Annotated in this window: 30 protein-coding genes; 10 read left to right on the forward strand and 20 right to left on the reverse strand. The window is 74.5% G+C overall.

Annotation, left to right across the window (positions count from 1 at the left end; genetic code table 11):
- Window positions 1–19: 19 nt before the first annotated feature.
- Window positions 20–247: a hypothetical protein gene (locus tag NBH00_RS16455; RefSeq protein WP_254569679.1), complete on the forward strand. Its 228-nt coding sequence runs from the start codon at window positions 20–22 to the stop codon at window positions 245–247.
- 70 nt (window positions 248–317) lie between these two features.
- Here NBH00_RS16455 and NBH00_RS16460 read toward each other — a convergent pair whose 3' ends face one another.
- The 13 genes from NBH00_RS16460 to folD all read right to left on the reverse strand — a co-directional run bounded on the left by NBH00_RS16460 (window position 318) and on the right by folD (window position 10,826).
- On the reverse strand, window positions 318–1,760 hold the full coding sequence (locus tag NBH00_RS16460) for an isochorismate synthase (protein ID WP_254569680.1): 1,443 nt from the start codon (window positions 1,758–1,760) through the stop codon (window positions 318–320).
- 102 nt (window positions 1,761–1,862) lie between these two features.
- The gene (ilvN, locus tag NBH00_RS16465) at window positions 1,863–2,420 is read right to left on the reverse strand and encodes an acetolactate synthase small subunit (protein WP_254569681.1); all 558 of its coding nucleotides are present in this window, start codon (window positions 2,418–2,420) and stop codon (window positions 1,863–1,865) included.
- 5 nt (window positions 2,421–2,425) lie between these two features.
- Window positions 2,426–4,108, reverse strand: a complete 1,683-nt coding sequence (gene ilvB, locus NBH00_RS16470; RefSeq protein WP_254569682.1) for a biosynthetic-type acetolactate synthase large subunit — start codon at window positions 4,106–4,108, stop codon at window positions 2,426–2,428.
- Window positions 4,109–4,262: 154 nt separating this feature from the next.
- On the reverse strand, window positions 4,263–4,565 hold the full coding sequence (locus NBH00_RS16475) for a hypothetical protein (RefSeq protein WP_254569683.1): 303 nt from the start codon (window positions 4,563–4,565) through the stop codon (window positions 4,263–4,265).
- Between the two features lie 12 nt (window positions 4,566–4,577).
- Window positions 4,578–4,748, reverse strand: a complete 171-nt coding sequence (locus NBH00_RS16480) for a hypothetical protein (protein ID WP_254569684.1) — start codon at window positions 4,746–4,748, stop codon at window positions 4,578–4,580.
- Window positions 4,749–4,800: 52 nt separating this feature from the next.
- Window positions 4,801–4,968 (reverse strand): hypothetical protein, encoded by a 168-nt coding sequence (locus tag NBH00_RS16485; protein WP_254569685.1) that lies wholly within the window; start codon window positions 4,966–4,968, stop codon window positions 4,801–4,803.
- A gap of 123 nt (window positions 4,969–5,091) precedes the next feature.
- Window positions 5,092–5,772, reverse strand: coding sequence for a hypothetical protein (locus NBH00_RS16490; protein WP_254569686.1), 681 nt, complete (start codon window positions 5,770–5,772; stop codon window positions 5,092–5,094).
- A gap of 18 nt (window positions 5,773–5,790) precedes the next feature.
- A complete protein-coding gene (locus tag NBH00_RS16495) occupies window positions 5,791–6,015 on the reverse strand; it encodes a hypothetical protein (RefSeq protein ID WP_254569687.1) in 225 nt (74 codons plus the stop codon).
- Between the two features lie 156 nt (window positions 6,016–6,171).
- A complete protein-coding gene (gatB, locus tag NBH00_RS16500; RefSeq protein ID WP_254569688.1) occupies window positions 6,172–7,620 on the reverse strand; it encodes an Asp-tRNA(Asn)/Glu-tRNA(Gln) amidotransferase subunit GatB in 1,449 nt (482 codons plus the stop codon).
- Window positions 7,617–9,065, reverse strand: coding sequence for an Asp-tRNA(Asn)/Glu-tRNA(Gln) amidotransferase subunit GatA (gatA, locus tag NBH00_RS16505; RefSeq protein WP_254569689.1), 1,449 nt, complete (start codon window positions 9,063–9,065; stop codon window positions 7,617–7,619). Before gatA ends, gatB begins: the two co-directional genes overlap by 4 nt.
- Window positions 9,066–9,069: 4 nt before the next feature.
- The gene (gene gatC / locus NBH00_RS16510; RefSeq protein ID WP_254569690.1) at window positions 9,070–9,354 is read right to left on the reverse strand and encodes an Asp-tRNA(Asn)/Glu-tRNA(Gln) amidotransferase subunit GatC; all 285 of its coding nucleotides are present in this window, start codon (window positions 9,352–9,354) and stop codon (window positions 9,070–9,072) included.
- A gap of 51 nt (window positions 9,355–9,405) precedes the next feature.
- Window positions 9,406–9,975: a hypothetical protein gene (locus NBH00_RS16515; RefSeq protein ID WP_254569691.1), complete on the reverse strand. Its 570-nt coding sequence runs from the start codon at window positions 9,973–9,975 to the stop codon at window positions 9,406–9,408.
- Window positions 9,972–10,826 (reverse strand): bifunctional methylenetetrahydrofolate dehydrogenase/methenyltetrahydrofolate cyclohydrolase FolD, encoded by an 855-nt coding sequence (folD, locus tag NBH00_RS16520; protein WP_254569692.1) that lies wholly within the window; start codon window positions 10,824–10,826, stop codon window positions 9,972–9,974. The genes NBH00_RS16515 and folD overlap by 4 nt, the downstream gene beginning before the upstream one ends.
- 87 nt (window positions 10,827–10,913) lie before the next feature.
- Between folD and NBH00_RS16525 the strand changes: the two genes are divergently transcribed.
- From NBH00_RS16525 to NBH00_RS16545, 5 genes are read left to right on the forward strand one after another with little or no spacing between them, the layout of a single operon-like run.
- The gene (locus NBH00_RS16525; protein WP_254569693.1) at window positions 10,914–11,300 is read left to right on the forward strand and encodes a hypothetical protein; all 387 of its coding nucleotides are present in this window, start codon (window positions 10,914–10,916) and stop codon (window positions 11,298–11,300) included.
- Window positions 11,297–12,277: an FAD:protein FMN transferase gene (locus NBH00_RS16530; protein WP_254569694.1), complete on the forward strand. Its 981-nt coding sequence runs from the start codon at window positions 11,297–11,299 to the stop codon at window positions 12,275–12,277. The genes NBH00_RS16525 and NBH00_RS16530 overlap by 4 nt, the downstream gene beginning before the upstream one ends.
- On the forward strand, window positions 12,274–13,389 hold the full coding sequence (locus tag NBH00_RS16535) for a ferric reductase-like transmembrane domain-containing protein (RefSeq protein ID WP_254569695.1): 1,116 nt from the start codon (window positions 12,274–12,276) through the stop codon (window positions 13,387–13,389). Before NBH00_RS16530 ends, NBH00_RS16535 begins: the two co-directional genes overlap by 4 nt.
- Entirely contained in the window at window positions 13,386–14,630 is a 1,245-nt protein-coding gene (locus NBH00_RS16540; RefSeq protein ID WP_254569696.1) for an NADH-ubiquinone oxidoreductase-F iron-sulfur binding region domain-containing protein, read from the forward strand. Before NBH00_RS16535 ends, NBH00_RS16540 begins: the two co-directional genes overlap by 4 nt.
- The gene (locus NBH00_RS16545; protein WP_254569697.1) at window positions 14,627–14,842 is read left to right on the forward strand and encodes a ferredoxin; all 216 of its coding nucleotides are present in this window, start codon (window positions 14,627–14,629) and stop codon (window positions 14,840–14,842) included. Before NBH00_RS16540 ends, NBH00_RS16545 begins: the two co-directional genes overlap by 4 nt.
- Here the strand turns inward: NBH00_RS16545 and NBH00_RS16550 are convergent.
- The gene (locus tag NBH00_RS16550) at window positions 14,829–17,681 is read right to left on the reverse strand and encodes a UvrD-helicase domain-containing protein (RefSeq protein WP_254569698.1); all 2,853 of its coding nucleotides are present in this window, start codon (window positions 17,679–17,681) and stop codon (window positions 14,829–14,831) included. The two genes, NBH00_RS16545 and NBH00_RS16550, sit on opposite strands and share 14 nt — an antisense overlap.
- Window positions 17,682–17,762: 81 nt before the next feature.
- On the opposite strand from NBH00_RS16550, the gene NBH00_RS16555 reads away from it, so the two are divergent.
- Together NBH00_RS16555 and NBH00_RS16560 are read left to right on the forward strand one after the other, a co-directional pair.
- Entirely contained in the window at window positions 17,763–18,671 is a 909-nt protein-coding gene (locus NBH00_RS16555; RefSeq protein ID WP_254569699.1) for a queuosine salvage family protein, read from the forward strand.
- Between the two features lie 48 nt (window positions 18,672–18,719).
- Entirely contained in the window at window positions 18,720–19,055 is a 336-nt protein-coding gene (locus NBH00_RS16560; protein ID WP_254569700.1) for a PilZ domain-containing protein, read from the forward strand.
- A gap of 18 nt (window positions 19,056–19,073) precedes the next feature.
- Here the strand turns inward: NBH00_RS16560 and epsC are convergent, their stop codons facing one another.
- Window positions 19,074–19,823, reverse strand: coding sequence for a serine O-acetyltransferase EpsC (gene epsC / locus NBH00_RS16565; protein ID WP_254569701.1), 750 nt, complete (start codon window positions 19,821–19,823; stop codon window positions 19,074–19,076).
- A 40-nt stretch (window positions 19,824–19,863) separates the two neighbouring features.
- Here epsC and NBH00_RS16570 point away from each other — a divergent pair, with 40 nt between their 5' ends.
- On the forward strand, window positions 19,864–20,463 hold the full coding sequence (locus NBH00_RS16570) for an RBBP9/YdeN family alpha/beta hydrolase (RefSeq protein WP_254569702.1): 600 nt from the start codon (window positions 19,864–19,866) through the stop codon (window positions 20,461–20,463).
- Between the two features lie 14 nt (window positions 20,464–20,477).
- Here NBH00_RS16570 and cysK read toward each other — a convergent pair whose 3' ends face one another.
- The 5 genes from cysK to NBH00_RS16595 all read right to left on the reverse strand — a co-directional run bounded on the left by cysK (window position 20,478) and on the right by NBH00_RS16595 (window position 25,445).
- Entirely contained in the window at window positions 20,478–21,401 is a 924-nt protein-coding gene (gene cysK, locus NBH00_RS16575) for a cysteine synthase A (RefSeq protein WP_254569703.1), read from the reverse strand.
- A 110-nt stretch (window positions 21,402–21,511) separates the two neighbouring features.
- Window positions 21,512–21,757, reverse strand: coding sequence for a hypothetical protein (locus tag NBH00_RS16580; RefSeq protein ID WP_254569704.1), 246 nt, complete (start codon window positions 21,755–21,757; stop codon window positions 21,512–21,514).
- A gap of 99 nt (window positions 21,758–21,856) precedes the next feature.
- Window positions 21,857–22,870 carry an NAD-dependent epimerase/dehydratase family protein gene (locus tag NBH00_RS16585; RefSeq protein ID WP_254569705.1) on the reverse strand — a complete coding sequence of 338 codons (1,014 nt, stop codon included), beginning with the start codon at window positions 22,868–22,870 and terminating at the stop codon, window positions 21,857–21,859.
- 3 nt (window positions 22,871–22,873) lie between these two features.
- Entirely contained in the window at window positions 22,874–23,692 is an 819-nt protein-coding gene (locus NBH00_RS16590; RefSeq protein WP_254569706.1) for a lysophospholipid acyltransferase family protein, read from the reverse strand.
- Between the two features lie 58 nt (window positions 23,693–23,750).
- Complete coding sequence (locus NBH00_RS16595; RefSeq protein ID WP_254569707.1) at window positions 23,751–25,445, reverse strand: FAD-binding oxidoreductase; 1,695 nt, start codon at window positions 25,443–25,445, stop codon at window positions 23,751–23,753.
- Between the two features lie 77 nt (window positions 25,446–25,522).
- Here NBH00_RS16595 and NBH00_RS16600 point away from each other — a divergent pair, with 77 nt between their 5' ends.
- Window positions 25,523–25,708 carry a hypothetical protein gene (locus tag NBH00_RS16600; protein ID WP_254569708.1) on the forward strand — a complete coding sequence of 62 codons (186 nt, stop codon included), beginning with the start codon at window positions 25,523–25,525 and terminating at the stop codon, window positions 25,706–25,708.
- The last annotated feature ends 43 nt before the right edge of the window (window positions 25,709–25,751 follow it).

The raw sequence follows: 25,751 nt of genomic DNA on the forward strand, positions 1-25,751 counted from the left end.
CGTGCGCTACAACCCCGGCATGGCCTCCTCGCACCGCCTCTTCCCGGTCCTCCATGCACTCGTGCTCGCGTCGGCGACCACGACGATCCTCATCACCTTCGGCGTCGCGATCGTCGCGATCCTCGTCGGGGGCGGGGCGATGTACCTGACGTTCGGTGGCGAGGACCGGTCAAGTGCCCGGGCCCTCCTGCGCCACCCGCTGCGGACGATCTTCGACGACTCGCCGCCGGACGTCGACGAGGACTGACGCGGGTCGACGCGGGCGGGCGGTCTCCAGGCGCGCCGCCGGCGACCGCGTGGTGAGCGGCGGCCTGCGCCTACAGCGCGAGGACCGGCAGCAGCGCCTGGAGCTTGATCTCCGTCTCGGCGAGCTCGGCGGCCGGGTCGCTGTCGGCGACGACCCCGACCCCCGCGAAGCAGCGCGCCACCGGGCCGGTCAGGAGGGCGCTGCGGAGGGCGACGCAGAACTCGCCGTCCTCGTGCGCGTCGGTCCAGCCGACGGGGCCCGCATACCAGCCGCGATCGAGGCCCTCGAGCTCCGGGATCATCGGCGCGGCGACGGCGAGCGGCTCGCCGCCGACGGCCGGCGTCGGGTGCAGGAGGCCGGCCAGCTCGACCGCCGGGACCGGTGAGGCGAGCTGCGCCCGGATCGGCGTCGCGAGGTGCTGGATGTTCGCCATCCTCACGACCTCCGGCTCGTCGGCCGCGGTGACCCACACGGAGTGCGGACGCAGCGCCCGGACGATGCGGGTGGTGACGATCTTCTGCTCGCCACGGTCCTTCGCCGACTGCAGCAGCTGCTCGCCGAGGTGGTCGTCGACGGCCGGGTCGGCGCTGCGCCGGGTCGAGCCGGCGAGCGCGAGGGTCCCGGCGCGCAGGCCGTCGCGGCGGATGAGGAGCTCGGGGCTCGCGGCGATGAATGTGCTGTCGCCGCGGCCGACGCAGAAGAGGTAGCAGGACGGGAACGCCTCGCGGAGGACGCCGAGCACGGCCGCGGCCTCGTGCGGCGAGGACGCGTGCACCTGCACCTCACGTGCCAGGACGATCTTGTCGAGCCGGCCCGCCCGGATCCGCTCGACGGCCCGGGCGACGGCGCCGACGTAGTGCTCGGGCGGCATGGCGCCGACGACCTGGTGACGACCGACCGGGTCGGGGTCGAGCAACGGGAGCGGCCGCGAGACGAGCGCCTCGGTCCGGCCCACGAGGTGGTCGAGGAGTGCGGCCGGGTCGTCGTCGCGGCCGACCATGGCGCCGAGCGTCATCCAGACCTCGTCGCCGCGCCGGGCCAGCCCGACCTCCGGTACGTGGAGCGATGCCGGGGCGTACCCGGCCCAGTGCGGCACCGTGCCGCCGCGGTCGGCGAACGCGAAGCCGCCGACGGCGACCGGTCCGCTGCCGCGCGGTCCCGCGGGCGGGTCGACGCACGCGGTGGCGAGGATCTCGCGCCAGCGGCGCGCGACGACCGAGAAGCGATCGGGCCCGCCGGCCTCGAGCGCGCGGATGCAGCCGAGGGCGGCGACGGCACTCCCGTCGCGATCGGGCTGCTCCATGACGAACCACGGCTCGCCGTCGCGCCGCGAGGCGACGACCGTGCCCGCCGGGTCGACCGTCGCGTCCACCCGGACGCTGACGGCGGCGAGCACCGGCCCGCCGCCCTTGCCCGCCGCGCGGCGCGCGGCGGCCTGCAGACGCCGGAGGAGCCGCGCGCGGTCGTCCGCCGAAAGGGCGAAGGGCGACGCAGTCTGGGAGGCGACGGCCACGCCCAGGATGATAGTTGCGCCTGTCCGCGGCCCCGTGTCTGCTTGGCTGGGGCGCGGCGACCGGGCCGCCGGGGACGGTCCCGGCGGCCGATCAGGTCCCGCTCAGGTCTCGCCGCGCCCGCGGGCGATGGCGATCTCGCCGGTCCGCATCATCTCGACCAGCCCGAACGGGCGCACCATGCGCTCGAAGGCCTCGACCTTCTCGGTCGTGCCGGTGATCTCGATGATGATCGACCGCTTCGTCACGTCGACGACCTTGCCGCGGAAGATCTCGCAGATCTGCATGATCTCCGCGCGCTGGGTCCCGTCCGCCGCGATCTTGAAGAGCGCGAGCTCGCGCGCGACGGTCTCCGACGGCTCGAGGTCCCGGATCTTCAGGACGTTGATGAGCTTGTGGAGCTGCTTCGTGACCTGGTCGATGGGGTGGTTGGCCCCGTCGAGCGTGATCGTGATGCGCGACACGTGGTCGTCGTCGGTCGGGCCGACGGAGAGCGTGTCGATGTTGAAGCCGCGCCGCGCGAAGAGGCCGGCGACGCGGGTCAGGACGCCGGGCTTGTTCTCGACGAGGATCGAGAGGATGTGCTTGCGGCCGGTGCGGATGGAGCCCGAAGCCTCGAGCTCCTCCAGCGTCAGCCGGTCCTTGGTTCCGGGATCGCCCATGACGCTCACCCCACCATGTCCCGCGCGGCGGCGCCGGGCGAGATCATCGGGTACGTGTTCTCCTCGCGCGTCACCGAGACGTCGACGACGACGGGACCCGGCGTCGCGATGGCGGCCTTCAGGTCGTCCACGAGCGTCGTCTTGTCCGTGAGCCGCACGCCGTGGCAGCCGTAGGCCTCCGCGAGCTTCACGAAGTCCGGGAAGCGGCCGAGGTCGACGTTCGAGTAGCGCTTCTCCCAGAACAGCTCCTGCCACTGGCGGACCATGCCGAGGTACCCGTTGTTGGAGATGATCACCTTGACGGGGATCCCCTCCTGCGCGCAGGTCGCGAGCTCCTGGGTGTTCATCTGGAAGGAGCCGTCGCCGGTGATGCAGACGACGGTCTTGTCCGGGCAGCCGATCGCCGCGCCCATCGCGGCCGGCAGGCCGAAGCCCATCGTGCCGAGGCCGCCGGAGTTGATCCACTGGCGGGGCGCCTTGAACGGGTAGTGCTGCGCCGTCCACATCTGGTGCTGGCCGACGTCCGACGTGATGATCGCGTCGCCGCCGGTCGCCTCGTAGACGGCCTGGATCAGCCGCTGCGGCTTGATCTCGGTGTCCTCGGAGTCCGTGAAGGACTTCTCGATCGGGTACTGCTTCTGCCACCCGTCGATCCGCTGCCACCACTCGTCGAGACGGTGCGCCTCGGTGTCCAGCGCGCGGTACTCGGCGATGAGCTTCACGAGGACGTTCTTCGCGTCACCCACGATCGGGATGTGCGCGGGGATGTTCTTCGAGATCTCGGCCGGATCGACGTCCACGTGGATGAACTTCGCCCGCGGCGCGAACTCGGAGAGCTTGCCGGTGATGCGGTCGTCGAAGCGGGCCCCGATGCAGCAGATGAGGTCGGCCTCGTCCATCGCGTAGTTCGCCGCGCGGGTGCCGTGCATGCCGAGCATGCCGAGCCACTGCGGGTCGGGCGCCGGGTAGGCGCCGAGCCCCATCAGCGTGCACGTGACCGGGAAGCGGTCGGTGCGGCAGAACTCGGTGAACTCCGCGGCGGCGTTCGAGTTGATGATCCCGCCGCCGCCGTAGATGACGGGACGGCGCGCGGCCGCGAGGGCCTTCGCCGCCTGGCGGATCTGCTTCGCGTTGCCCTCGGTGAACGTCTGGTACCCGGGCAGGTGCACGTCGGTGATCGGCTCGTACGGGATGTCGACCCGCGAGAGGTCGGTCGGGATGTCGACGACGACCGGGCCCGGCCGGCCGGTCCGCGCGATGTGGAAGGCCTCGTGCAGCGCCCGCGGGATCTCGTTCGGGTGCTGGATCATGATCGAGTGCTTGACGGCCGGCATCGTGATGCCGATGACGTCGGCCTCCTGGAAGCCGTCCGTGCCGAGCAGCTCGGTCTTGACCTGGCCGGTGATGAACACGACGGGGACCGAGTCCATCATCGCGTCCATGATCGGCGTGACGAGGTTCGTCGCGCCCGGGCCGCTCGTGCCCAGGGAGACGCCGACCTTGCCGGTCGCCTTCGCGTAGCCCTCGGCGGCGTGACCGCCGCCCGCCTCGTGACGCACGAGGATGTGGCGGATGCCGCCGTCATAGAGGGCGTCGTAGGTGGGGATGTTCGCACCCCCCGGGAGGCCGAATACGACCTCGACACCCTCCGCTTTCAGGCACTCCATCACGGCTTCGACCGCTCGCATGCTTTCGACCTCCTTCCAAAAAGGTCATGACCGTGCGGGCGGCGCCCGTCCGGCCGGTGTCCGGGGGTTTGAAGAGGGGCCGTCACGTGGTGACGGCCCGGACAGCGGAGGGTATCACCGGTTCGCCGCCGGTCCGCCCGCCGCGCGCGCCCGTTCAGACGGTGGCGCGACGCCCGCCGGGGAGCGTCGGGTCGATCGGCTCGATCGCGACCTCGGGGAAGTCGAGCTCGTGGCCGCACCGGGTGCAGATGGCGTCGTAGAGCTTCACGACGTTGCCGCAGCGGTCGCACTGCCGGCGCAGCTCGGCGGTCTCGTAGCGGTAGAGGATCGCGGCGACGAGCCCGAGGACCGGGAAGACCGCGCCGAGCAGCCCCCAGATCACGAAGGAGCTGCCCTTGATCTTCGCGACGATGCCGGTCGCGAGCCCGAACGAGATGCAGAGGATGATGTAGAGCATCGGACGCTCGCCTCAGAGCCGGTTGACGGCCCAGAACACGGCGCCGATCGCGATGACGATCGCGATCGCCGTCGCGATGCCGGTGATGAGCCCGATGACGAACTTCAGGAGGAACCAGACGGCGACGATCAGCACCAGGAGGGCGATCACGCGGTTCCCCAGGTCGCCAGCACGTTCACGCATGGGTCCAGGGTAGCGGCGGCCGGACGGCGCGGGCGGCCTTCCCGCCGAGCCGTCAGTCGTACGCGCGCTTGAGGTGCGCGAAGCGCGCGCCGGGCTCGGGCGACGCCGGCGCGCGCACGGTCGCGAGGCGGTAGCGGCGGATCTTCGGCTCGTGCGCCCCGCGCTCACGCGGGGCGGTCGGCACGAGCGTCAGGCGGGTGATGGCGGAGGTGTCGGACATGGACAGGATGTTCCCCGGCGAACCGCCGCGTGCCCATGTCCCGGCGGTCGGAACCTCGGCGACCGCGTTCGGACGGCCGGTCGAGGCGCCGCCGCACGGTCCCGCCCCGGCGGGCGACCCGCCCTACAGGGCCTTGGCGGCCGCGCGGGCGGTGTCGAGCGCCGGCCGCTGCTCGCGGTTCAGCCGGCGACGCACGCGCCACGTCGCGCCGCTGAACGCCTGGTTCGCGACGGTCGCGAAGCCCTCCTCGTCGGCCCGCAGCGCGAGCAGCAGGTGCGCGACCCGATCGGCCGTCGGCAGCGCCGGATCGGGCACCCGGACGCACCAGCAGTGGGTGCGACGGCCGCCGCGGCGTACGAGCAGGGCCCCCGCCGGGCCGACGAGCCAGACGCCGAGCCGGCCACGCTCGAGCACGAGTCCGGTCTCGCCGTGGAGGTCACGGGCCGCGTGCCCGACGAGGTCGCCGAGCAGCCCGAGCGCGCGGCTCTCGGCGGCGGGATTCGTGCCGGCGGCGAGCGGCTTGGGCCGCACGACGTTCGCGCCGCGCTGGGCGTAGAGCTCCGGCAGGATCCACGCCTGCGCGAAGGCCGCGAGCGCGACGGGGGCCGACAGCGGCTCGAGGACGATGAGCCCGGCGCCGGTCGCGACGAACGGCACGACGTGCGCGAGCGTGCTCGCCGTCCACGACCGCGCGGTGCGGTTCAGGCGCGTCTCGTCGACGCGGGCGCGCCAGTGGACGCCCGCCGTCTCGGGCAGTGCGCTCGACGGCGCGGCCGTGACGGCCCCGTGGGCGAGGTCGGTCATCGGAACCGCGCCGGCGGCTCAGCCGCCGGCGATCGGCCGGCGCAGGATGACGAGCCCGGCGTCGACCGGGAGCTCGTGCACCTGCTCGGCGTGGCCCTCGCCGTCGCTCACGACGGCGAAGTAGCCGCGGTCGAGCTCGGCCCTGAAGGCGGTGACGGCGGCCTCGACGCTCGCGGCGTCGCCGGCCGTCCACTCGGCGACCTCGGTGTGGCCGGTGTGGTCCATGCGGATGAGTCGCGACATGCGACCCATGCTACGCCGACGCACGTGCCTCGTGGGACGCCGGGCGCGGCGGCGCTCGACGCGGCCGTCCGGCAGCGAACCCACCGCAGAGGTGGCCTTCGCTGCCGTTCGCCGACCGCGGGCCCGGCGGGTGCGCCGCGCGGACGACCGGATCGTCTAGACGCCGAGCTGGGCGCGGACGAGCTTCGTGACCTCGCCGCCGTCGGCGCGGCCCTTCGTCGCCTTCATGACGTGGCCGATGATGACGCCCATCGGCTTCATGTCCCCGCCGCGCAGGCGCTCGGCGATGTCGGGGTTGGCGGCGAGCGCCTCGGCGACGATCGGCGCGAGGGTGTCCTCGCCGCCGACGGCGCCCAGGCCCTTGGCCTCGACGATCTGCGCGGGGTCCCCACCCTCGGCGATCAGGGTGTCGAGAACCTCCTTGCCCGCCCCGGCGGTGACCGTCCGGGCGGTGACGAGGGCGACGAGCTGCGCCATCGCCGCCGGCGTGACCTTCGACGTCGCGGGGTCGACGTCGCCGCCCAGCCGGGTCAGCAGCTCGTTCGTCGTCCAGTTGGCCAGCGGGCCCGCGGTCTGCGGCGAGACGCCGTCCGGTGAGGCGGCGAGCGCCGCCTCGAACCAGTCGCCGAGCTCGGAGCGCCAGGCGAGGAGCTTCGCGGTGTCCGGGTGCAGCGAGAGGTCGGCCTCGAAGCGCGCCTGCCGGGCGGCGGGCAGCTCGGGCATCGCCGCGCGGGCGCGGTCGAGCATCGCCGCGTCGACGGGCACGGGCACGAGGTCGGGCTCGGGGAAGTAGCGGTAGTCCTGCGCCTCCTCCTTCGAGCGCATCGACGTCAGCCGCTCGGTCCGGGGGTCGAAGTGCAGCGTCTCCTGGACGATCCGCTCGCCGGCGTCGAGGAGCGCCGTCTGCCGGGCCACCTCGGCGCGGATGCCGCGCTCGATGTAGCGGAAGGAGTTCATGTTCTTCAGCTCGGTCTTCGTCCCGAGCTCGGTCGTCCCCGCGGGGCGGATGGAGATGTTCGCGTCGCAGCGCAGCGAGCCCTCCTCCATGTTCACGTCGCTCACGCCGAGGACGCGGAGCGTCGTGCGCAGCAGGCGCAGGAACTCGCCGGCCTGCTCGGCCGAGTGGATGTCCGGCTCGGTGACGATCTCCGCGAGCGGGGTGCCGCCGCGGTTGAAGTCGACGACGGACGCCTCGGAGCCGTGGATGCGCCCCGACGCGCCGGCGTGGATCGTCTTCGCCGCGTCCTCCTCCAGGTGCACGCGGTTGATCCGCACGCCGCCGATCTCGCCACCCGCGCAGAGCGGTTCGTCGAACTGGCTGATCTGGTAGCCCTTGGGGCTGTCGGGATAGAAGTACTGCTTGCGGTCGAACTTCATCCGCGGCGCGATCTCGCAGCCGAGCGCGTGCCCGATCATGATCCCCAGGTGGATCGCCTCGGCGTTGCCGACCGGCAGGGCGCCGGGCAGCGCGAGGCAGACCGGGCAGACGCGCGTGTTCGGTGGCTCGCCGAAGGTCAGCTCGCAGCCGCAGAACATCTTCGTGGCGGTCTTCAGCTGGACGTGGATCTCCAGCCCGATGACGGTCTCGTAGGTCGTCGTGCTCATGACGGGGCGCCCCCGATCGCGGACGGCGTGTTGTCGAAGGCGAAGGCCTGCTCGAGCGCGTACGCGGCCTCGAGGATGCGGTTCTCGCTGAAGGCCGGCCCGGCGAGCTGGAGCCCGACCGGCAGCCCTTCGCTCAGGCCGCACGGCAGCGAGAGCGCCGGGATGCCGGCGAGCGAGATCGGGATCGTGAAGATGTCGTTGAGGTACATCGACAGCGGGTCCTCGGTCTTCGCGCCGAGCGGGAAGGCGACGCCCGGGCTCGTCGGCGTGACGATGAGGTCGACGCCCGCGAACGCCGTCGTGAAGTCGCGCGCGATGAGCGTGCGGACCTTCTGGGCGCTCGCGTAGTAGGCGTCGTAGAAGCCCGACGAGAGCGCGTACGTCCCGATGAGGATGCGGCGCTTGACCTCGGTCCCCATGTAGTCGTGGCGGGTCTTCGTGTACATCGTGATGAGGTCGTCGGCCTCGGCGCGGGCGCCGTAGCGGACGCCGTCGAAGCGCGCGAGATTCGACGAGGCCTCCGCCGGGGCGATGACGTAGTACGCGTTCAGGCCGTAGCCGGCGTGCGGGAGGGCGACGCGCTCGACGGTCGCGCCGAGGCCCTTCGCCGTCTCGAGTGCCGCCTCGAAGGCCGTCCAGACGCCGGGCTCGACGCCCTCGCCGGTGAGGTCGTCGGGGACGCCGAGGCGCAGGCCGTCGAGGCGCTCGCCGGTCGGCAGCGCGATCGCGTCCGCGTCGGGCCGGCCGACCGACGTGGCGTCGCGCGGGTCGCGCCCGTGCATGTGCGAGTAGAGGAGCGCCGCGTCGGTGACGTCCCGCGCGAAGGGGCCCGCCTGGTCGAGCGACGAGGCGAAGGCGATCATCCCGTAGCGGCTGACCGAGCCGTATGTGGGCTTCAGGCCGACGATGCCGCAGAGCGCGGCGGGCTGGCGGATCGAGCCGCCCGTGTCGGTGCCGAGCGCCCAGGGCGCGAGGCCGGCGGCGACCGCGGCGGCGCTGCCGCCCGACGAGCCGCCGGGGACGCGCGTGTGGTCCCACGGGTTCTTCACCGGCCCGTACGCGGAGTTCTCGTTCGACGAGCCCATGGCGAACTCGTCCTGGTTCGTCTTGCCGAGGAGGCTCGTGCCCGCGGCCGCCAGCTGGGCGACGACGGTCGCGTCGTACGGCGGCCGGTAGCCCTCGAGGATCTTCGAGCCCGCCTGCGACGGGACGCCCTGCGTGCAGAAGAGGTCCTTGACGGCGAGGGGGACGCCACGCAGCGGGAGCGCGGCCGCGGCGCTCAGGTCCGGCGTCTGGTCGGCGACCCAGGTGTAGGCGTTCAGGTCCTCCGCGGCGGCGGCCTCGCGGTAGGCGGTGAAGAGCTCGGCGGCGTCGAGGTCGCCGGCGGCGATGGCGTCGACCGCGGCCTTCGCGGTGAGGTCGGTGAGGTTCGTGAGGTTCGTCATCGCGCTAGGCCTGCGGGCTCGGGACGCGGAAGCCGTCGTCGGCCGGGTCGGGCGCCTGGGCGAGCGCGACGTCGTGGTCGAGCGAGGCCCGCGGCGCGTCGGCGCGCAGGGCGCCCTCGGAGGCGACGACGTGGGCGGTCGGCGCCACGTCGGAGAGGTCGAGCTCGGAGATCGTCTCGATGTGGTCGAGGATGCTCGAGAGCTCCGTGCTCATGCGCTCCACCTCGTCATCGGTGAGCTGCAGCCGGGCCAGTCGGGCGACGTGGAGGACCTGCGTGCGGTCGATCATCAGGGGCGCAGTCTAGGGGCCTGCCCCCGGGCGGCGTTGCCCGGGCGGCGGCTACGCGGTCGCGGGCGGCGCGGGCCGCATCGGGACCTCGGGCGGCGCGCTGACCGGGCTGTCGAGCCGGTCGTCGCGGAGCGTGAGCCAGCCCCCCGCGCCGATGGCGACGAGCGCGAGCAGGCCGATCCAGGCGGGCGCGAGGATGTGGACGTCCGCGTCGCTCCAGCCGAGCTCGAGGCCGGGCTGCGCGAGCGTCAGCCGGACGAGCAGGACGAGCGCGGTGAGCGCCGTCCAGCCGGTCGTGCAGACGGCGGCGACGACGGGGAGCACCGGCGTGTCGCGCTCCATGACGGTCAGGGCGACGAGGCCGAGCCCGCCGAGGATGCTCACGAGCAGCATCAGGACGAGGAACCAGCCCAGCGCCGACCAGCCCGACTGCGCGTACTGGTCCAGGAACGAGCCGATGATGTTCTCCGCCGTCGTGCGCAGCGGGGTCGAGAGGTCCACGCCCGGGGCGGACCGCACGTGCGCCTCGGGACGCGCCCAGTGCAGGAACAGCATCACGGTGAGAAGGAGCGAGCCGACGCCGGCGAGGATCTCGCCGCCGCGGAGGCGGGCGAGGCTCATGCTCCGACCATCCGCGCCGCCGTGAGCGTGTTGCGCAGCAGGCAGGCGATCGTCATCGGGCCGACGCCGCCGGGCACGGGCGTGATCGCGGACGCGACCTCGCGGGCGGCCTCGAAGTCGACATCGCCGGTGAGGCCGCTCTCGAGCCGGTTCATACCGACGTCGATGACGGTCGCGCCGGGCTTGACCCAGTCGCCCTTGACGAGGTGCGGGACCCCGACGGCGGCGATGAGGATGTCGGCCCGCCGGCAGACGGCCTGCAGGTCGGCGGTCCGCGAGTGGCACGTCGTGACCGTCGCGTTCGCCGCGAGCAGGAGCTGCGCCATCGGCTTGCCGAAGAGGTTCGAGCGGCCGACGATGACCGCCTCCCTGCCCTGCGGCGCCACGCCCGCGTGCTCGAGCAGCAGCATCACGCCCTTGGGGGTGCACGGGCGCAGGCCGTCCATGCCGAGCGACAGGCGACCGGTCGAGGCGATCGTCAGGCCGTCGACGTCCTTGCGGGCGTCGATGCGGTTCGTCAGCTCGACGCCGTCCAGCGGTGCGGGCACCGGGAGCTGGCAGAGGATGCCGCTGACCGCGTCGTCGGCGTTCAGCGCGTCGATGAGGGCGAGGAGCTCCTCGCGGCTCGTGTCCGCGGGCAGACGGTGGTCGAAGCCCTTGATCCCGACCTCGGCGCAGGCCTTCTGCTTGCCGGCGACGTAGACGGCGCTGCCCGCGTCGTCCCCCACGAGGATCGTGGCGAGGCCAGGCGTGCGGCCGGTCTCGGCGGTGTACGCGGCGACATCCTCGGCCACCTGGGCCCGGACCGCGGCGGCGACGGCCTTGCCGTCGATGATCGTGGCGCTCGACATCTTCGCCGGAGGCTAATGGAGGGCCTCGCGCGCCGTCTCGTGACCTTTGCCGGACCTTGACCAGGCCTGCGCCACACTTGGAGACCCGTGCCCCCTCCCACCTCCCTGAGCCCCACCGCGCGCGACCGGGCCCTTCGGCGCACCCGGACCGTCCACCGGGTCGCCGGCGTCGCCGTCGCCGGCGCGACGGCCGGGCTGTCGCTCCTCGCGTCCCATGCCTTCAAGGGACACACCGGGACGGCGTCCGCGGCGGCCGCGACCGTGCCGCCCGCCGCCGCGCCCGCGCCGGCGCCCGCCGCGCGCCCCGCGACTGCGGTGCCTCCGCCCCAGGCCGTCCCGCCCATCGCCGGGGACCCCGCTCCGCTCGAGCCCCCGCCGTCGGCTCCGTCGGCCGCGCCGCAGTCCGCTCCGCAGGCGGCCCAGCCTGCCCCGGCGCCGCCGCCTCCGCCGCCGGTCGTGACGGGTGGGTCGTGAGCCGGGCGGCCACGACCGGCCGTCCCGTCACCGGCGACGCCGCCTGGCGCGCCCTCGGCACCGGCGTGCGCCTGCTCGTCACCGACGCGGCCGCCCTGCCCCCGGCCCGTTCTGCGGTCGAGGCGGAGCTCGCCGCGACCGACCTCGTCTGCAGCCGCTTCCGCCCCGACGCCGAGCTCGTGCGGCTGAACGCCCGCGCCGGCCGGGAGGTCCGGGTCTCGGCGCGGCTGCTCGACGCCGTGACCCTCGCGCTGCGGGCGGCCGCGCTGACCGAGGGCGCGGTGGACCCGACGGTCGGCGCGGCTCTCGTCGCCGCCGGCTACGACCGCGACTTCCCCCTGCTCGCCGCCGGCGGCGCCCCCGGCCGGGGCCGCCGCGCCGACCGGCTGCGCCTGCGCCTGCGGCATCGCGCGGCCGACTGGCGCAGCGTCCGCGTCGACCCGGCGGCGTCGACCGTCCGGGTCCCGTCCGGGGTGCGGCTCGACCTCGGGGCGACCGCGAAGGCCGCCTGCGCCGACCGGGCCGCCGCCGCCGCCCGTGACGCCGCGGCCGCGGTCGTCGCCCACGCCGGCGTCCTCGTCTCCCTCGGCGGCGACGTCGCGGTGGCCGGCCCCGCGCCCGCCGGCGGCTGGCGCGTGCTCCTGGCCGAGGATCATGCGGCGTCGCCGTCCGCTGGGGCGCCCGCGGTGACCGTCACGGGGGGCGGCCTGGCCAGCTCGAGCACCACCGTCCGGCGCTGGGGCGACGGCGCGCACCACCTCATCGACCCGCGCACCGGGCGGCCGGCCGCGGGCCCCTGGCGGACGGCGACGGTCGCGGCCGGCTCCTGCGCCGACGCGAACATCGCGAGCACCGCCGCGCTCGTCCTCGGCGAGGACGCCGTCGCCTGGCTCGCCGGGCGCGACCTGCCCGCCCGCCTCGTCGGCACGCACGGCCGCGTCCTCGCCGTCGGCGGCTGGCCGGAAGACGCATCGTGATCCTTGCCGCCGCCCACGGTCCGTCGCCCCTCTGGTACGCGAGCCGCGGGGCCGGCGCGATGCTGCTCGTCCTGCTCACGGTGAGCACCGTCCTCGGCGTCGCGGAGGTCCGCGGCCTGCACGCCCGGGGGCTGCCGCGGTTCACGGTCGCCGCCCTGCACCGCAGCGCGTCGCTCGGGGCGCTCGTGCTGCTCGTCGTCCACATCGTCACCGTGCTGCTGGACCCGTTCCCGAAGTTCGGGCTGCTCACGGCGGTCGTGCCGTTCGCCGGGAGCTACCGTCCGCTCTGGGTCGGGCTCGGCACGCTCGCCGCCGACCTGCTCGTCGTGCTCGTCGTCACGAGCGTCGTCCGCGCGCGCCTCGGCTACGGGGCGTGGCGCGCCATCCACGTCGCCGCCGTCGTCTGCTGGCCGGCGGCCGTCCTGCACGGCCTCGGCACCGGCTCGGACGCGCAGGCCGCGTGGATGCAGGCGCTGACGGCGGCGTGCGTCCTCGCCGTCCTCGGGGCCGTCGCGGTCCGCGTCGCGCACCCCGGCCTCCCGCGCGCCGTCCGCGCCGGGCTGCCCGTCGCCGCGCTGCTCGCGGTCGGCGCCACCGTCGTCTGGGCGCAGCAGGGTCCCTTCGCACGCGGCTGGGCGCGCCGGGCGGGGACGCCCGAATCCGTCCTGGCCGCGTTCTCCGGCCCGCGCCCGCCCGCGGCCCTCGCGCGCCGGGCGCGCGGCCGCGCCTCCTCACGTCCGCGCCCCACGCCCGCCCCGGCGCCCTTCGACGTCCCGCTCGCGGGCACGCTCCGCACCGGCCCCTCCTCCAGCGGCGAGCAGGTGGTCGACCTGCGGCTGCGGCTGCACGACGCCGCCGACCGCCGCCTGCGCGTGCGGATCGCCGGGAGCGCCGCCGAGAACGGCGGGATCGTCATGAGCCGCAGCGCCGTCACGTTCGGGCCGGCGGTGGCGCCCACGCGCTTCCGCGGCCGCCTGGAGCAGCTCGACGGCAACCACCTGGAGACCGTCGTGGGCGACGCGGCCGGCGCCGTCCTGCGCCTGCGGGTGGTCGTCTCCGTCGACGGTTCGGGCCACGTCGCCGGGCAGGTGACCGGGAGCCCGGTGCGATGACCCTGCCGCGGCTGCTGCTCGGCACGCAGGACGGCCGCGCGCTCACGCACGCCGAGCACGTCGGCGTGCACGGCCCGCTGCCCGCGGGCGACGTCTCCGCGGCCCTCGCCGCCGCCGGCCTGCGCGGTCGCGGCGGCGCCGCCTTCCCCACCGCCCGCAAGCTGCAGGCCGTGGCCGCGACGGCCGCGGCCGGTCGCCACCGCCCCGTCGTCCTCGTCAACGGCGCCGAGGGCGAGCCGATGAGCGCGAAGGACCGGACCCTCTGCGCGCGGACGCCGCACCTCGTCCTCGACGGGGCGCAGGCGGCGGCGGCCGCGATCGGCGCCCGCCGCGTCACCGTCGCGCTGCCGCGCGCGGCGACCGACGCGCTGGACGCGATGCGCACCGCGGTGCACGAGCGCCCCGGCGGCGGCCCCGCGATCACGGTCACCGCCGTCCCGGTCGCCTACCTCGCCGGCGAGGAGAGCGCGCTCATCCGCCATCTCGACGGCGGCCCGCTGAAGCCGACGGTCGTCCCGCCGCGTCCGGCCGAGCGCGGGCTGGGACGACGGCCGACGCTCGTCCAGAACCCGGAGACGCTCGCCCACGTCGGACTCGTCGCGCGCCACGGGGCGGCCTGGTTCCGCGAGGCGGGCACGGCGGCCGACCCCGGATCGGTGCTCGTCTCCCTCGCCGGCGACGTCGTGGCGCCGGGCGTCTACGAGGTCGACCGCCGCATGCGCCTGGCCGAGCTCACGGGGATGCCCGCCGGGCGCGGGGGACCGCGCGCCGTGCTCGTCGGCGGCTACCACGGGACCTGGCTGGGCCCTGACGAGCTCGCGGGCCTGACGCTCGCCGCCGAGGACCTCGCGGCGCACGGGGCGACGCTCGCCGCCGGGGTCATCGCCGTCCTCGGGCCGAAGAGTTGCCCGGTGCGGGAGCTCGCGAACGTCGCCGGGTGGCTCGCCGCCCAGAGCGCCGGCCAGTGCGGCCCGTGCGCGAACGGGCTGCCCGCGATCGCGACGCGGCTCGCGGCCGTCGCGGATGGCCGGGCGCCCTCCGGCAGCGCCGCCGACCTGGACCGCTGGACGCGCCTGATCACCGGCCGCGGCGCGTGCCACCTGCCCGACGGCGCCGCGCGGCTCGTCCGCAGCGGCCTGCGCGCCTTCGCGCCCGAGGTGGCCGAGCATGCCCGGCGAGGGCCGTGCGCGGCCTGCCGCCGGCCGCCCGTCCTGCGCGTCGCGTCCCGGGTGGCCGCATGAGCCGCGACGAGGTGCTCGTCCTCGACCCGATCGGCTGCGCGGGTCACGGCCTCTGCGCCGAGCTGCTTCCCGAGTGGATCACCCTCGACGAGTGGGGTTACCCGATCCTGCGGCCCGAGGCGATCCCGCCGGAGCTGCTGCCGCACGCCCGCCGGGCGGTCGCGGCGTGCCCGAAGCTCGCGCTGAGGCTCCGGGCGCTCAGCGCTTCGTGATCGGCGCGTAGTCGGCCATGAGCTTGCGCTCGGAGCCGTCGGAGGCGAAGCGGACGACGACGACGCCGCCGCTCTCCACCCCGGTCACGACGCCGTCGCCGAACGCGGCGTGGACGACGTCGTCCCCCATGCGGAAGGACGGGGTCGCGCCGGATTCGTTGCCCCACGTCTGGCCGGAGCGGCTGCCGCTGCCGGACGCGGATCCGATCGCGCCGCCCGACCACGAGGAGATCGCGCGAGGGCGCGGGGCACCGGACGCGACGCTCGCCGCCCCCCAGCCGGACGCGGTCCCCTGCCGGTCGACGAGGTCCGGCGGCAGCTCGGCGAGGAATCGGCTCGGCAGCCCGTAGTTCGGTGCGCCGCCGAACACGGCCCGGCGCCGGGCGTGGGTGAGCGTCAGCGACCGCATCGCGCGGGTGATGCCGACGTACATGAGGCGGCGCTCCTCCTCGAGTGTCCCCTCCTCGATCGAGCGCGAGTGCGGGAAGACGCCCTCCTCGCAGCCGATGAGGTAGACGATCGGGTACTCCAGGCCCTTCGCGTTGTGGAGCGTCATGAGGGTGACCATGCCCTCGTCGTCCTGCCGGGTGTCCGCGTCGGCGACGAGCGAGACCTGCTGCAGGAAGACGTCGACCGTGTCCTCGAGCTCGGGGTCCTGCGCGGTCGCGTGGTCGAACTCGCGGGCGACCTCGACGAGCTCCTGGAGGTTCTCGGTGCGGCCCTGCGCCTCGATCGTCCGCTCGGCCTCGAGCGCCTCGAGGTAGCCCGTCTCGCTGAGGACCGCCTCGAGGAGGTCACCGACCGGGATGCCGTCGTCCATCCGCGCGCGCAGCCCGTTCATCGTGTCCATGAAGCGGCCGAGCGCCTTGACCGCCGCCGTGCCGAGGCCGGGGACGCCCATGGGGTCCTCCGCCGCCTCCCACACGGGGATGCCCATCGTCGCCGCGTGGCTGATGACCCGCGAGAGCGACGTCTGCCCGATGCCGCGGCGCGGCGAGTTCGCCACGCGCGTGAACGAGACGACGTCCTGCCCGTTGCCGAGGATCGTCAGGTACGCGATCGCGTCCTTGATCTCGGCCCGCTCGTAGAACTTCGTGCCGCCGATGACCTGGTAGGCGATCTCGCGCCGCACGAGCGTGTCCTCGATGACCCGGGACTGCGCGTTCGTCCGGTAGAAGATCGCGATCTCCGCCCGCGAGACGCCCTCGTCGACGAGCCGCTCGATCTCCCCGACGACGTACCGCGCCTCCGCGTGCTCGTCGTCGAGCTCACGGACGACGATCGGGTCGCCGTCCCCCTGGTCGGTCCAGAGCGTCTTCGGGATCTGGCTGCGGTTGTGACCGATGATCGCGTTCGCCGCGCTGAGGATCGTCTGGTTCGAGCGGTAGTTCTGCTCGAGCTTCACCTGCGTCGCGGAGGGGTAATCGTCCTGGAAGTTCAGGATGTTCGAGATGTCGGCGCCGCGGAAGGAGTAGACGGAGTTGTGCGTGACGATCCCGCCGGCGACGAAGTTGTGGGTGTGCTCGACGTCGATGTCGTAGACGGGTGCGTCGAGGACGACCGTCCCGACGGACGTGACCGCGTCGAGCGCCCCGTCCTCCGCGAACATGACCATGCCCGGGCGCACGTCGCGCGCGGGCAGGAACGGCAGCACGCCGTCGGCGCCCGCGCCGAGCCGGGCCAGGTGACGGACGACGCCGTGCGTCCGGCCGCGGACCGCGTCGACCACCCGGACCATCGTCCCGGCACCGGGCGTCGATCTTCCCCCCTCACCGGGGTGGATGATCGACGCTCGGGCGGCTTCGGCGTCCGCGGTGCCCCGCGCGAACCCGGCGAAGTGGGTGTGCTCGGGCGTCGACACGACGCATCGGCCGCTCGCCAGCGTGATCGCGACGCCGTCGCGGCGGCGTGACGCCGACGTGCGAAGGACGGTCGCCGGGCCGAACACCCCCTCGCCGTGGCATGACTGCACGTGGTCACCCACGGCGACCGCCTCGATCGGCCGCCGCGTCCCGTCCGCCATCGTGACGAGCGTCCCCTCCGCGAGGCACTGCCCGTCGTCACCCACCACCATGAGGTTCTGCGGCGAGTCCGGCGCGTCCCCCGCCAGTAGCTGCAGGAGCCGGTACTGGGCGTGGTTCGTGTCCTGGTACTCGTCGACGAGGATGTGGCGGAAGGTCGCCTGGTAGCGGGCGCGGACCTCCGGGAAGAGCTCGAGGACGGCGACGACGTTGTTCAGGAGGTCGTCGAAGTCCATCGCGTTCATCGCGTGCAGCTGCGACTGGTACAGCGTGTAGACCTCGCCGATCGTCTGCTCGTAGTAGCCGCCGGTGAGCTGCTTGTAGGCGTCCGGGTCGCGGAGCTTGTTCTTCGCGTCGGAGATCTGGTGCAGGACCGCGGCGGGCGTGAAGCGCTTGCTGTCGAGGTCGAGCTCGTCGAGGCAGCGCTTGACGAGGCGCTTGGAGTCCGCCGTGTCGTAGATCGTGAACTGGCGGGTGTAGCCCAGGCGCGGCGCCTCGCTGCGCAGGATGCGCACGCACGCGGCGTGGAACGTCATGACCCACATCGAGCGGACCGAGTGGCCGAGGAGCAGGCCGACGCGCTCGCGCATCTCCTGGGCGGCCTTGTTCGTGAACGTGATGGCGAGGATCTCGCCCGGCCGCGCCTGCTGGGTGCCGATGAGGTAGGCGATGCGGTGCGTGAGGACGCGGGTCTTGCCCGACCCGGCGCCGGCGAGCACGAGCAGCGGGCCCTCGCCGTGGACGACGGCCTGCCGCTGGGGGTCGTTCAGACCCTCGAGCAGGGTCTCGAGGTGGCTGGCGGGGGCGGCATCGGGCACCACCCCCAGGATACGAGTCCGCCCGGCGGCGCCGGGCCCCCGCCGCGTCCCCGCCCGGGGCGCCCCGTAACCTCCCGCCCGATGGCCCTCCGCCTGACCGACACGGTCCGCGACCACTGCGCCGCCGTCACCGCGGCCGCGACGGCCGTCCGCATCGACGAGGCCGCGCTCGAGCGGATCGCCGCCGGCGCCTGGGACGTCGTCGACCCGGGCCTCGACGCGCGGCGCCACCTCCTCGACGGCGAGCCCGAGGACATCGCGATGGCGATGCTCATCGCCGACGCGATCAACTTCGGGTCGGGCTGGTTCCCGACGCTGCGCAAGCGGGTGGACCCGGCGACGGGCCGGACGCTGTCGGGCTCGATCACGATCGCCTGGGCGCTCGCCGACCACCACCGCGCCCACGGCGTGTGGACCGCGACCGAGCTCCAGGCGACCCGCGCGGACGCGCTCGCGGCCCTCCTCGGCCAGCGCCCCGACCACGAGCTCATGAGCCTCTACGCCCAGGCGCTGCGCTCGCTCGGCGCCTTCGTCGGCGGCCGCGGCGCGCTCGGCGTCATCGCGGACGCACGTGGCTCCGCGGACCGCCTCGCGCGGTCGCTCGCCGACGGCATGGCCCTCTTCGCCGACACCGGCTTCTACAAGCGCGCCCAGATCACCGCGAACGACCTCGCGCTCGCGGGGGTGGCGACATTCACCGACCTCGACGACCTGACGATCTTCGCCGACAACCTCGTCCCCCACGTCCTGCGCTGCGAGGGCGTGCTCGTCTATGACCCGGCGCTCGCCGCCCACATCGACGCCGGCCGGACGCTCCCGCTCGGGGGTGCCGAGCGCGAGATCCGCGCCGCCGCCCTCGTCGCCTGTGAGCGCCTCGCCCCGGCGCTCGGCGTCCCGCCGCGCGTCCTCGACACGTGGCTGTGGAACCGCGGCCAGGACCCGGCGATCAAGGCCCGTCCGCGGCATCGCTGCCGCTGCGTCTTCTACTGAGCGCGGCCCGTGGTTGACGGTCCGCCCCGCACGGCGGATGCTCTGCCCATGGCGACCGTGCCGGCGAGCGAGCGACGCAGCAGCCCCCGGATGGCGGTTGCGCTCGACGTGCGCCTGAAGCGGAAGGTCGGGAACCCCGTGAGCGTGCAGACCCTCGACCTCGGCGCCGGCGGCGCCCGCTTCGTCAGCGCCCGCCCGCTGCGGGTCGACGAGGAGCTGCACTTCGACCTTGACCTGCCCGTGACCGGCCGCCACGTGGCCGGGACCGCCCGCGTGCTGCGCCAGCACCCGAACAGCGCCTACGCCCTGCGGTTCGAGCACATCGGGCCGGACGCCCTCCTCGAGCTGCAGGCTGCCGTCGCGGCCGTCGGCTCGTTCGCCTGAGGTCCCGTCCCGCCGGGGTCAGCCGCCGGCGGGATTCGGCCCGCGGACGGCGCGGAGCCTGCGGACCTCGGCGGCGTTCGCGGCCGCGTCCGCCTCGGGCCCGCCGAGCTCGCCGACCGCTGCCTCGAGCGCCGCGAGCCGGCCGCTGAGCGCGCGCAGCGCGTCGGAGATCGGGTCGGGCAGGTGGATCCAGTCGGCGTCCGGGCCCTCGGGGCGACGACCGTCGACCCGCACCGGGTGCCCCGGGTTGCCGACGACGGTCGCGTTCGGCGGGACGTCCTTGATGACGACGGTGTTCGCCCCGATCTTCGCGCCGTGCCCGACGGTGATCGGGCCGAGGAGCTTCGCGCCCGAGCCGATCGTGACGTTGTCCTGGACGGTCGGATGGCGCTTGCCGGTCGCGAAGCCCGTGCCGCCGAGCGTCACCCCCTGGTAGAGCGTGACGTTCGCCCCGATCTCCGCGGTCTCCCCGATGACGACGCCCATGCCGTGGTCGATGAAGAGCCCGTCGCCGATGCGGGCGGCCGGATGGATCTCGACGCCGGTCACCGACCGCGTGACCATCGCGATCCCGCGCGGGACGATCGGCACGTGCAGGCCGTCGAGCGCGTGGGCGACGCGGTGCGCGAGCAGCGCGTGCACGCCGGGCCACGCCGCCAGCACCTCGACCGAGCTCACCCCGCGGGCCGCGGGGTCGCGGGCGTGGGCGGCGGCGACGTCCTTGCGGATCTCCCCCGCCACACGGGCGATGGTGCGCAGACCGAACATGTCCGGAAAGCGTAGCGGTGCGCGATACTGGCCCTGCCGCATGACCCCGCCCCGTGTCCTCATCCTGCACGGCTGGCACGGCTCGCCGCCCGGACACTGGCAGCACTGGCTGGCCGGCGAGCTCCGCGCGGCGGGCGCCGCCGTCCGCTTCCCCGCCCTTCCGGCGTGCGACACCCCGTGCCCCGACCGCTGGGGCGCGGCGCTGCACCCGGAGCTCGCGGCGCTCGCCGCCCTCCCCGGCGGCGGCGAGCGCGTCGTCTGCTGCCACTCGCTCGGCTGCGTCCTGTGGTTCCGCGAGGCGCACCGCCTCGCGCCCGCGCACCGCGTCGACCGAGTCGTGCTCGTCGCCCCGCCGTGCCCGGGGTCGGCCGTGCCGGAGCTCGCCCGCTTCTACCCCACCCGGGCGCAGCGCGAGGACGTCCTCGGCGCCGCCCGCGACGAGACGCTGCTCGTCTGCTCGGACGACGACCCCTACTGCCCCGGGACCGGCGCGGCCGAGCACTGGGGCCGCCCGCTTGGCCTCGAGCCGGACGTGCTGCCGGGCCAGGGCCACCTGAACATCGAGGCCGGTTACGGCCCGTGGCCGGCGATGGCGGACTGGGTCCTCGGGCGCCGCGAGCGCCTCGCCGCCGCGGCCTGACGCCGCGCCCGGGCTCAGTAGGCGAAGAACGGCAGCGAGACGTACCGCTCGCCGCTGTCCGGCAGGACGACCGCGATCCGCGCGCCGGCCGACTCGGGACGCCTGGCGACCTCGATCGCCGCCCAGAGCGCCGCACCGCAGGACATGCCGACGAGCAGGCCCTCGCGCCGGGCGCAGAGGCGGGCGGTCTCGATCGCGTCCTCGTCGCTGACGGGGATGACCTCGTCGAGGAGCTCGCGGTTGAGCACCGGCGGGACGAACCCGGCCCCGATGCCCTGGATGCGGTGCGGTCCGGCCGTGCGCCCGCTCAGGACGGCGGAGGTCGCGGGCTCGCAGGCGACGACCTTCAGCGCCGGGTTACGCTCCTTGAGGAACTCCCCGGCCCCGGTGATCGTGCCGCCCGTGCCGACACCGGCCACGAGGATGTCGACCTGCTCGTCGAGCTGGCGCCAGATCTCCGGCCCGGTCGTCCGCCGGTGGGCCTCGGGGTTCGCGGGGTTCGAGAACTGGTCGGGCAGGAAGACGTCGGGCTGCTGCGCCATCCCCTGCGCGGCCTTCACGGCCTCGTTCATCCCGCCGAGCGACTCGATGACCTCGACGCGCGCGCCGTACAGCCGCAGCAGGCCCTCGCGCTCGCGGCTCATCCCCTGCGGCAGGGTCAGCACGAGCTCGTAGCCCTTCGCGGCGCAGACGAAGGCGAGGGCGATGCCGGTGTTGCCGCTCGTCGCCTCGACGATCGTCGTGCGTCCCGGCTCGATCGCGCCCTCGGCCTCCGCCGCCTCGATCATCGCGACGCCGATGCGGTCCTTGACGCTGCCGCCCGGGTTCGACGCCTCGATCTTGCCGAAGATCGATACGCCCTCGGGGGCGAGCCGCGTGAGCTGGACCATCGGCGTCCGGCCGACAAGGGCAGAAACGTTGATCGGGATTGAGGCCATCCGGTCTCCGAGCATAAGGGACGGCTCGGTCCGGCCCGCCTCGTGCCGGCTGGGCCCGGCTAGGAGACGTGACGGGCCCGTCCGGCCCGCCTCGTGCCGGCTGGGCCCGGCTAGGAGACGTGACGGGCCGGCTGCTCCGCCTGGGCCGGCTGGGCCCCGCGGCGCTCGCCGGCGCGGCGCTCGACCCCGACGTACGGCAGCTCGAGGTGACGGCGGTCGCTGCCCTTGCGGCGGCAGATGCGATCCCCGAGCTCGTGGGCGGTGTCGCTGTCGGGCGTGCGGCTGGACCAGACCATGCCGCCGATGAGCACGAGGATCATGGCGGGGATGTAGCCGGCGATGAGGACGAAGGTCATGGGGGGCGATCCTTTTTCGGACAGGGTGAGAGGGCCTGGGTCCCCATCGGATCGCGGCGCGCCGGGCTTGAGCGCGGCCTTGAGCACAGCGCGCCTGAGTCAGCGGATGTTCGATGCCGCACCCGGCAGCGGGCGCGTCACGAGGCCCTCGGCGACCGCCCACTCCATGGTGCGGCGGAAGGTCTCCTCCACCGGCGTGTAGACGACGCCGAGCTCCCGCGTCGCGCGCGAGCCGTCGTAGCGGTGGCCGTGGAGGATCGTCTCGACGCGGGCCGGGCAGATCGGCGAGGTCCTCCCCCGCAGCCGGAAGAGAACGTCGACCGCCCCGGACAGGCCGCGGGCGACCGGCGCCGGGATCATCGGGACGCGCTGCCGGACCCCCGAGAGGCCGGCGACGATCTCCAGCGCCTCGGCCGACGAGATCGTCGCGCCGTTGAGGATGTAGCGCGCGCCGGGCGTTCCGCGCTCGGCCGCGAGGAGGTGCGCGGCGACGACGTCCTCGACGTCGACGACGGAGACGAACGTGTCGACGAAGGCCCGCAGGCGCCCGTTGAGGTAGGCGATGATGATCGCGCCGTTGCCGCCCTTGCGCGGCGGCCCCTGGACGGACGAGGGGTTGAGCGCGACGACCTCCACCCCGGTCTCCGCCGCGAGGCGGAAGGCCACCTGCTCGGACTCGTGCTTGGAGCGGTCGTACACCGAGAGGTAGCTGCCGCGATGCGGCGAGTCCTCGGTCCCGACGGTGCCGTGGGCCTCGCCGACCGAGGCGGCGGACGAGGTGAAGACGACGCGGCGCACGCCGGCGGCCGCGGCGGCGCGCACGACGGCCGCGGTGCCGTCGACGTTCACGCGGAGCAGCCGGCCGGGGTCCGCCGGGCAGTGCGAGTTCACCCCGGCGACGTGGTGGACGACCTCGCAGCCCGCCATCGCGGCGCGGAGGCCCGCCTCGTCGAGGACGTCGCCGTCGACGACCGCGGCACCGTGGGCCTTGAGCGCGGCGGCGGACGCCGGGGTCCGTGCGAGGCCGACGACCGTGTCCCCGCGCGCGGCGAGCGCCGCGGCGAGCCGGCCGCCGATGAAGCCGCCGCCGCCCGTCAGGAAGACCTGCGCCACGGCTCAGACGGCCTGGCGCGTGGGCGCGCCGGCGTCTCCGGAGTCCGCCCCGCCGGCGGCGACAGCCGCGAGCTCCATCCGGCGACGGAGCTGCTCGACGCGCGGGTCGGGCGTCGTGTCGGCGCCCGCCGACGCGAGGAAGAGGCGCACGCGCTCCATGACGTGGCGGTGGTCCTCGCCGGGCTGCGGGACGATCGGCGGGCCGAAGGAGATCTCGATCGGCCGGCGGCGGCCGAGGAAGCGGCCGGGCGCGCGGGTCATCCAGCGGCGGCCGGTCGGCATCGCCTCGTGCGTCCCGGCGACGTGCACCGGGACGATCGGGACGCCGTACTCGGCGGCGATGACGGCGGAGCCCGCCCGCAGGCGGCCGACCCTGCCGTCGCGGGAGCGCGTCCCCTCGGCGAAGACGACGACCGACCAGCGCTCGTCGAGCAGGCGCGCGAGGTGCGGCGGCGGCCCGGCGTGGAGCGACCCGCCGCGGCGGTGCAGCGGCACCGTCCCGAAGACGAGCGAGACGGTGTGCGCGAGGAGGCGCTTGACGTAGAAGTAGTCGGCCGCGGCCGCGACGGCGGTCCGGCGGCGCCAGCGGCCCGGGAGCGCGCGCAGCAGGGCGGGCGTGTCCATGTGGCTCGCGTGGTTCGCGACGAAGATCACCGGCTGGTCGAGGTCACGCAGGTGCTCGTGGCCGTTGATCTGCCGGCGCGTGTAGGCGTCCATGCAGGTGCCGAGGACACCGCAGATGACCGCCTCGCGGAACAGGCGCGCGGGCAGGGTCCTCGCCCACGGCTGGTCCAGGCTGCCCGAGTCCTCGTTCCCGTCCATTGACCTTGCTACTCCCCGGCGCCGAGAAGGTTTCCCGGGCGGGCGCACGCGCGCCCGCTCAGCGTGCGGGTTCGGTCGCCGCGCGACCGGCGCCGCCGACGAGCTTGCCCGGGTTGAGGTTCGCCCCCGGGTCGGTGCCGTCGAAGAGCGCCTCGAGGAGGCGGACGCCCGGCGCGGAGATGTCCTCCTCGAGCCACTGGCTGTGCTCGGTGCCGACCGCGTGGTGGTGCGAGAGCGTCGCGCCGTTGTCGACGAACGCCTGCTGGATCGCCTGCTTCACCACGTCGTACTCCTCGAGCATGTCGCCGCCGGGGCTCGGCACGAAGGCGAAGGTGAAGTAGAGGCACGCCCCCGCGTGGTAGCTGTGCGAGAGGTGGCACATGAGGTACCCGGTGACGCCGAGCTGCGCGAAGGCCGCGTTCGCCGCGGCGCTCGTGTTGCGGTGCACGGCCTCGAGCTGCGACCAGGGCGCGGCGGTCTCCGAGACGTCGGCGGCGGCGCCGCGGTCGAGGAGGAAGTCGCGGATGTACGGGGTGTCGAACTTCTTCTGGTCGTAGAGCTGGCCGGGGCTCGTGCCGATGCAGATGCCGCCGTGCCGGCCGACGATCCGCCCGACGATGCGGCGCTGCTCGGTGACGTGGCCGTCGCTGCCCTCGTAGCCGAGGAAGGACAGGCACATGGAGCCGAGGTCGAAGCCCTTCGCGCGCTGGAGGAACGTCGTCAGCGCCTTGGACTGGACCTTGTCCATCCGCGTCGACGCCTTGCGCGTCGCGAAGGAGAACTGCGTCTCCGGCGCGTCGGAGACGCGGCTGACGGAGACCGACGCCTCGCTCGCGGCGATCTCGCGCATCGCGGCGAGGCCGGCGTCGAAGGTCGGGAAGAGGTAGCCGAGGATCTCGCGGCGCTGCGGCAGCGGGCGCACGTGGACCGTCGCCTCGGTGATGAGCCCGAGGCGCCCCTCGCTGCCGAGGATCATCTCGCGCACCGACGGGCCGGTCGACGTGCTCGGCACCGGCCGCACGACGAGCGTGCCCGACGGGGTGACGACCCGCAGGCCGCGCGTCATGTCGGCGATGTCGCCGTAGCGGTCGGACTGCATGCCCGACGAGCGCGTGGCGATCCAGCCGCCGAGCGTCGAGTGGGTGAAGCTGTCGGGGAAGTGGCCGAACGTGTAGCCCTGCGCGTTCAGCTGCTCCTCCAGGTGCGGGCCGAAGACGCCGGCCTGCACCCGCGCCAGGCGCGAGGCGGCGTCGATCTCGAGGACCTGATCCAGGCGGCCCATGTCGACCGAGAGGACCGGACGGGTCTCGGTCGCCTCGGGCTCCAGGCTGCCGGAGATCGACGTGCCGCCGCCGAACGGGATGACGACCGCGTCCGCCTCGAGCGCGGCCTGCAGGACGGCGGTCACCTGCGCCTCGTCCGCGGGCCGCACGACGGCGTCGGGGACGCGCGGCAGGTCGCCCCGGCGCTGGCGGATGAGGTCGCGGATGCTCTTGCCGCGGGCGTGGACGACGCGGTCGAGCGGGTCGACGCTGAGGTGCTCGGAGCCGACCGCGCCGGCGAGCGCCGCGCGCAGGCCGTCCGGCAGGTGCGCGTCCGGGATCGCGAGCTCGTCGAAGCCGAGCGGGGCGGCCGTCGCCTGCCCGATGTCGAGCCCGATCTTCTCGCGGATGAAGCCCCGGAGCTCCGGTTTGTCCTCGTGCGTGAAGGCCACGCCGTCGAGGCCCCAGCCCCACCATTTCATCGCCGTCATGTGGGGTCGATCGTACGGCACCGGCGGAGTACGGTAGGTGAGCGTTTCCCAAGTCCACTCGAGGAGGTAGCCGTCTCATGCTCCCGACCGATGTTCCGGCCACCGAGTCGCAGCACCCCGCGCCCGGCGCGCCGGGGCCGCACGAGTCCGATCACGAGTTCAGCGCGCAGGACGACCTGCCCGTCCCCCTCGACGAGCCCGAGCTGCCCGACGCGCCGCTCGCCGACGACGACGAGACCGACGAACCGGTGCCAGAGGACTGACCGGCCGCCTCAAGGTCAGGGCCGGTCCGGCCGATCTCCATGA

The organism is Paraconexibacter antarcticus (assembly GCF_024220175.1).
Lineage (GTDB): Bacteria > Actinomycetota > Thermoleophilia > Solirubrobacterales > Solirubrobacteraceae > Paraconexibacter > Paraconexibacter antarcticus.

Coding starts and splice junctions, on each gene's coding strand:
- NBH00_RS16595 (WP_254569707.1), bottom strand. CDS start 25,445: ATGACGGCGATGAAATGGTGGGGCTGGGGCCTCGACGGCGTGGCCTTC.
- NBH00_RS16545 (WP_254569697.1), top strand. CDS start 14,627: ATGAGCCGCGACGAGGTGCTCGTCCTCGACCCGATCGGCTGCGCGGGT.
- NBH00_RS16490 (WP_254569686.1), bottom strand. CDS start 5,772: ATGACCGACCTCGCCCACGGGGCCGTCACGGCCGCGCCGTCGAGCGCA.
- NBH00_RS16555 (WP_254569699.1), top strand. CDS start 17,763: ATGGCCCTCCGCCTGACCGACACGGTCCGCGACCACTGCGCCGCCGTC.
- folD (WP_254569692.1), bottom strand. CDS start 10,826: ATGTCGAGCGCCACGATCATCGACGGCAAGGCCGTCGCCGCCGCGGTC.
- gatB (WP_254569688.1), bottom strand. CDS start 7,620: ATGAGCACGACGACCTACGAGACCGTCATCGGGCTGGAGATCCACGTC.
- cysK (WP_254569703.1), bottom strand. CDS start 21,401: ATGGCCTCAATCCCGATCAACGTTTCTGCCCTTGTCGGCCGGACGCCG.
- NBH00_RS16515 (WP_254569691.1), bottom strand. CDS start 9,975: ATGAGCCTCGCCCGCCTCCGCGGCGGCGAGATCCTCGCCGGCGTCGGC.
- gatA (WP_254569689.1), bottom strand. CDS start 9,065: ATGACGAACCTCACGAACCTCACCGACCTCACCGCGAAGGCCGCGGTC.
- NBH00_RS16580 (WP_254569704.1), bottom strand. CDS start 21,757: ATGACCTTCGTCCTCATCGCCGGCTACATCCCCGCCATGATCCTCGTG.
- NBH00_RS16485 (WP_254569685.1), bottom strand. CDS start 4,968: ATGTCCGACACCTCCGCCATCACCCGCCTGACGCTCGTGCCGACCGCC.
- ilvN (WP_254569681.1), bottom strand. CDS start 2,420: ATGGGCGATCCCGGAACCAAGGACCGGCTGACGCTGGAGGAGCTCGAG.
- gatC (WP_254569690.1), bottom strand. CDS start 9,354: ATGATCGACCGCACGCAGGTCCTCCACGTCGCCCGACTGGCCCGGCTG.
- NBH00_RS16590 (WP_254569706.1), bottom strand. CDS start 23,692: ATGGACGGGAACGAGGACTCGGGCAGCCTGGACCAGCCGTGGGCGAGG.
- NBH00_RS16540 (WP_254569696.1), top strand. CDS start 13,386: ATGACCCTGCCGCGGCTGCTGCTCGGCACGCAGGACGGCCGCGCGCTC.
- ilvB (WP_254569682.1), bottom strand. CDS start 4,108: ATGCGAGCGGTCGAAGCCGTGATGGAGTGCCTGAAAGCGGAGGGTGTC.
- NBH00_RS16480 (WP_254569684.1), bottom strand. CDS start 4,748: ATGCGTGAACGTGCTGGCGACCTGGGGAACCGCGTGATCGCCCTCCTG.
- NBH00_RS16495 (WP_254569687.1), bottom strand. CDS start 6,015: ATGTCGCGACTCATCCGCATGGACCACACCGGCCACACCGAGGTCGCC.
- NBH00_RS16475 (WP_254569683.1), bottom strand. CDS start 4,565: ATGCTCTACATCATCCTCTGCATCTCGTTCGGGCTCGCGACCGGCATC.
- NBH00_RS16455 (WP_254569679.1), top strand. CDS start 20: ATGGCCTCCTCGCACCGCCTCTTCCCGGTCCTCCATGCACTCGTGCTC.
- NBH00_RS16600 (WP_254569708.1), top strand. CDS start 25,523: ATGCTCCCGACCGATGTTCCGGCCACCGAGTCGCAGCACCCCGCGCCC.
- NBH00_RS16570 (WP_254569702.1), top strand. CDS start 19,864: ATGACCCCGCCCCGTGTCCTCATCCTGCACGGCTGGCACGGCTCGCCG.
- epsC (WP_254569701.1), bottom strand. CDS start 19,823: ATGTTCGGTCTGCGCACCATCGCCCGTGTGGCGGGGGAGATCCGCAAG.
- NBH00_RS16560 (WP_254569700.1), top strand. CDS start 18,720: ATGGCGACCGTGCCGGCGAGCGAGCGACGCAGCAGCCCCCGGATGGCG.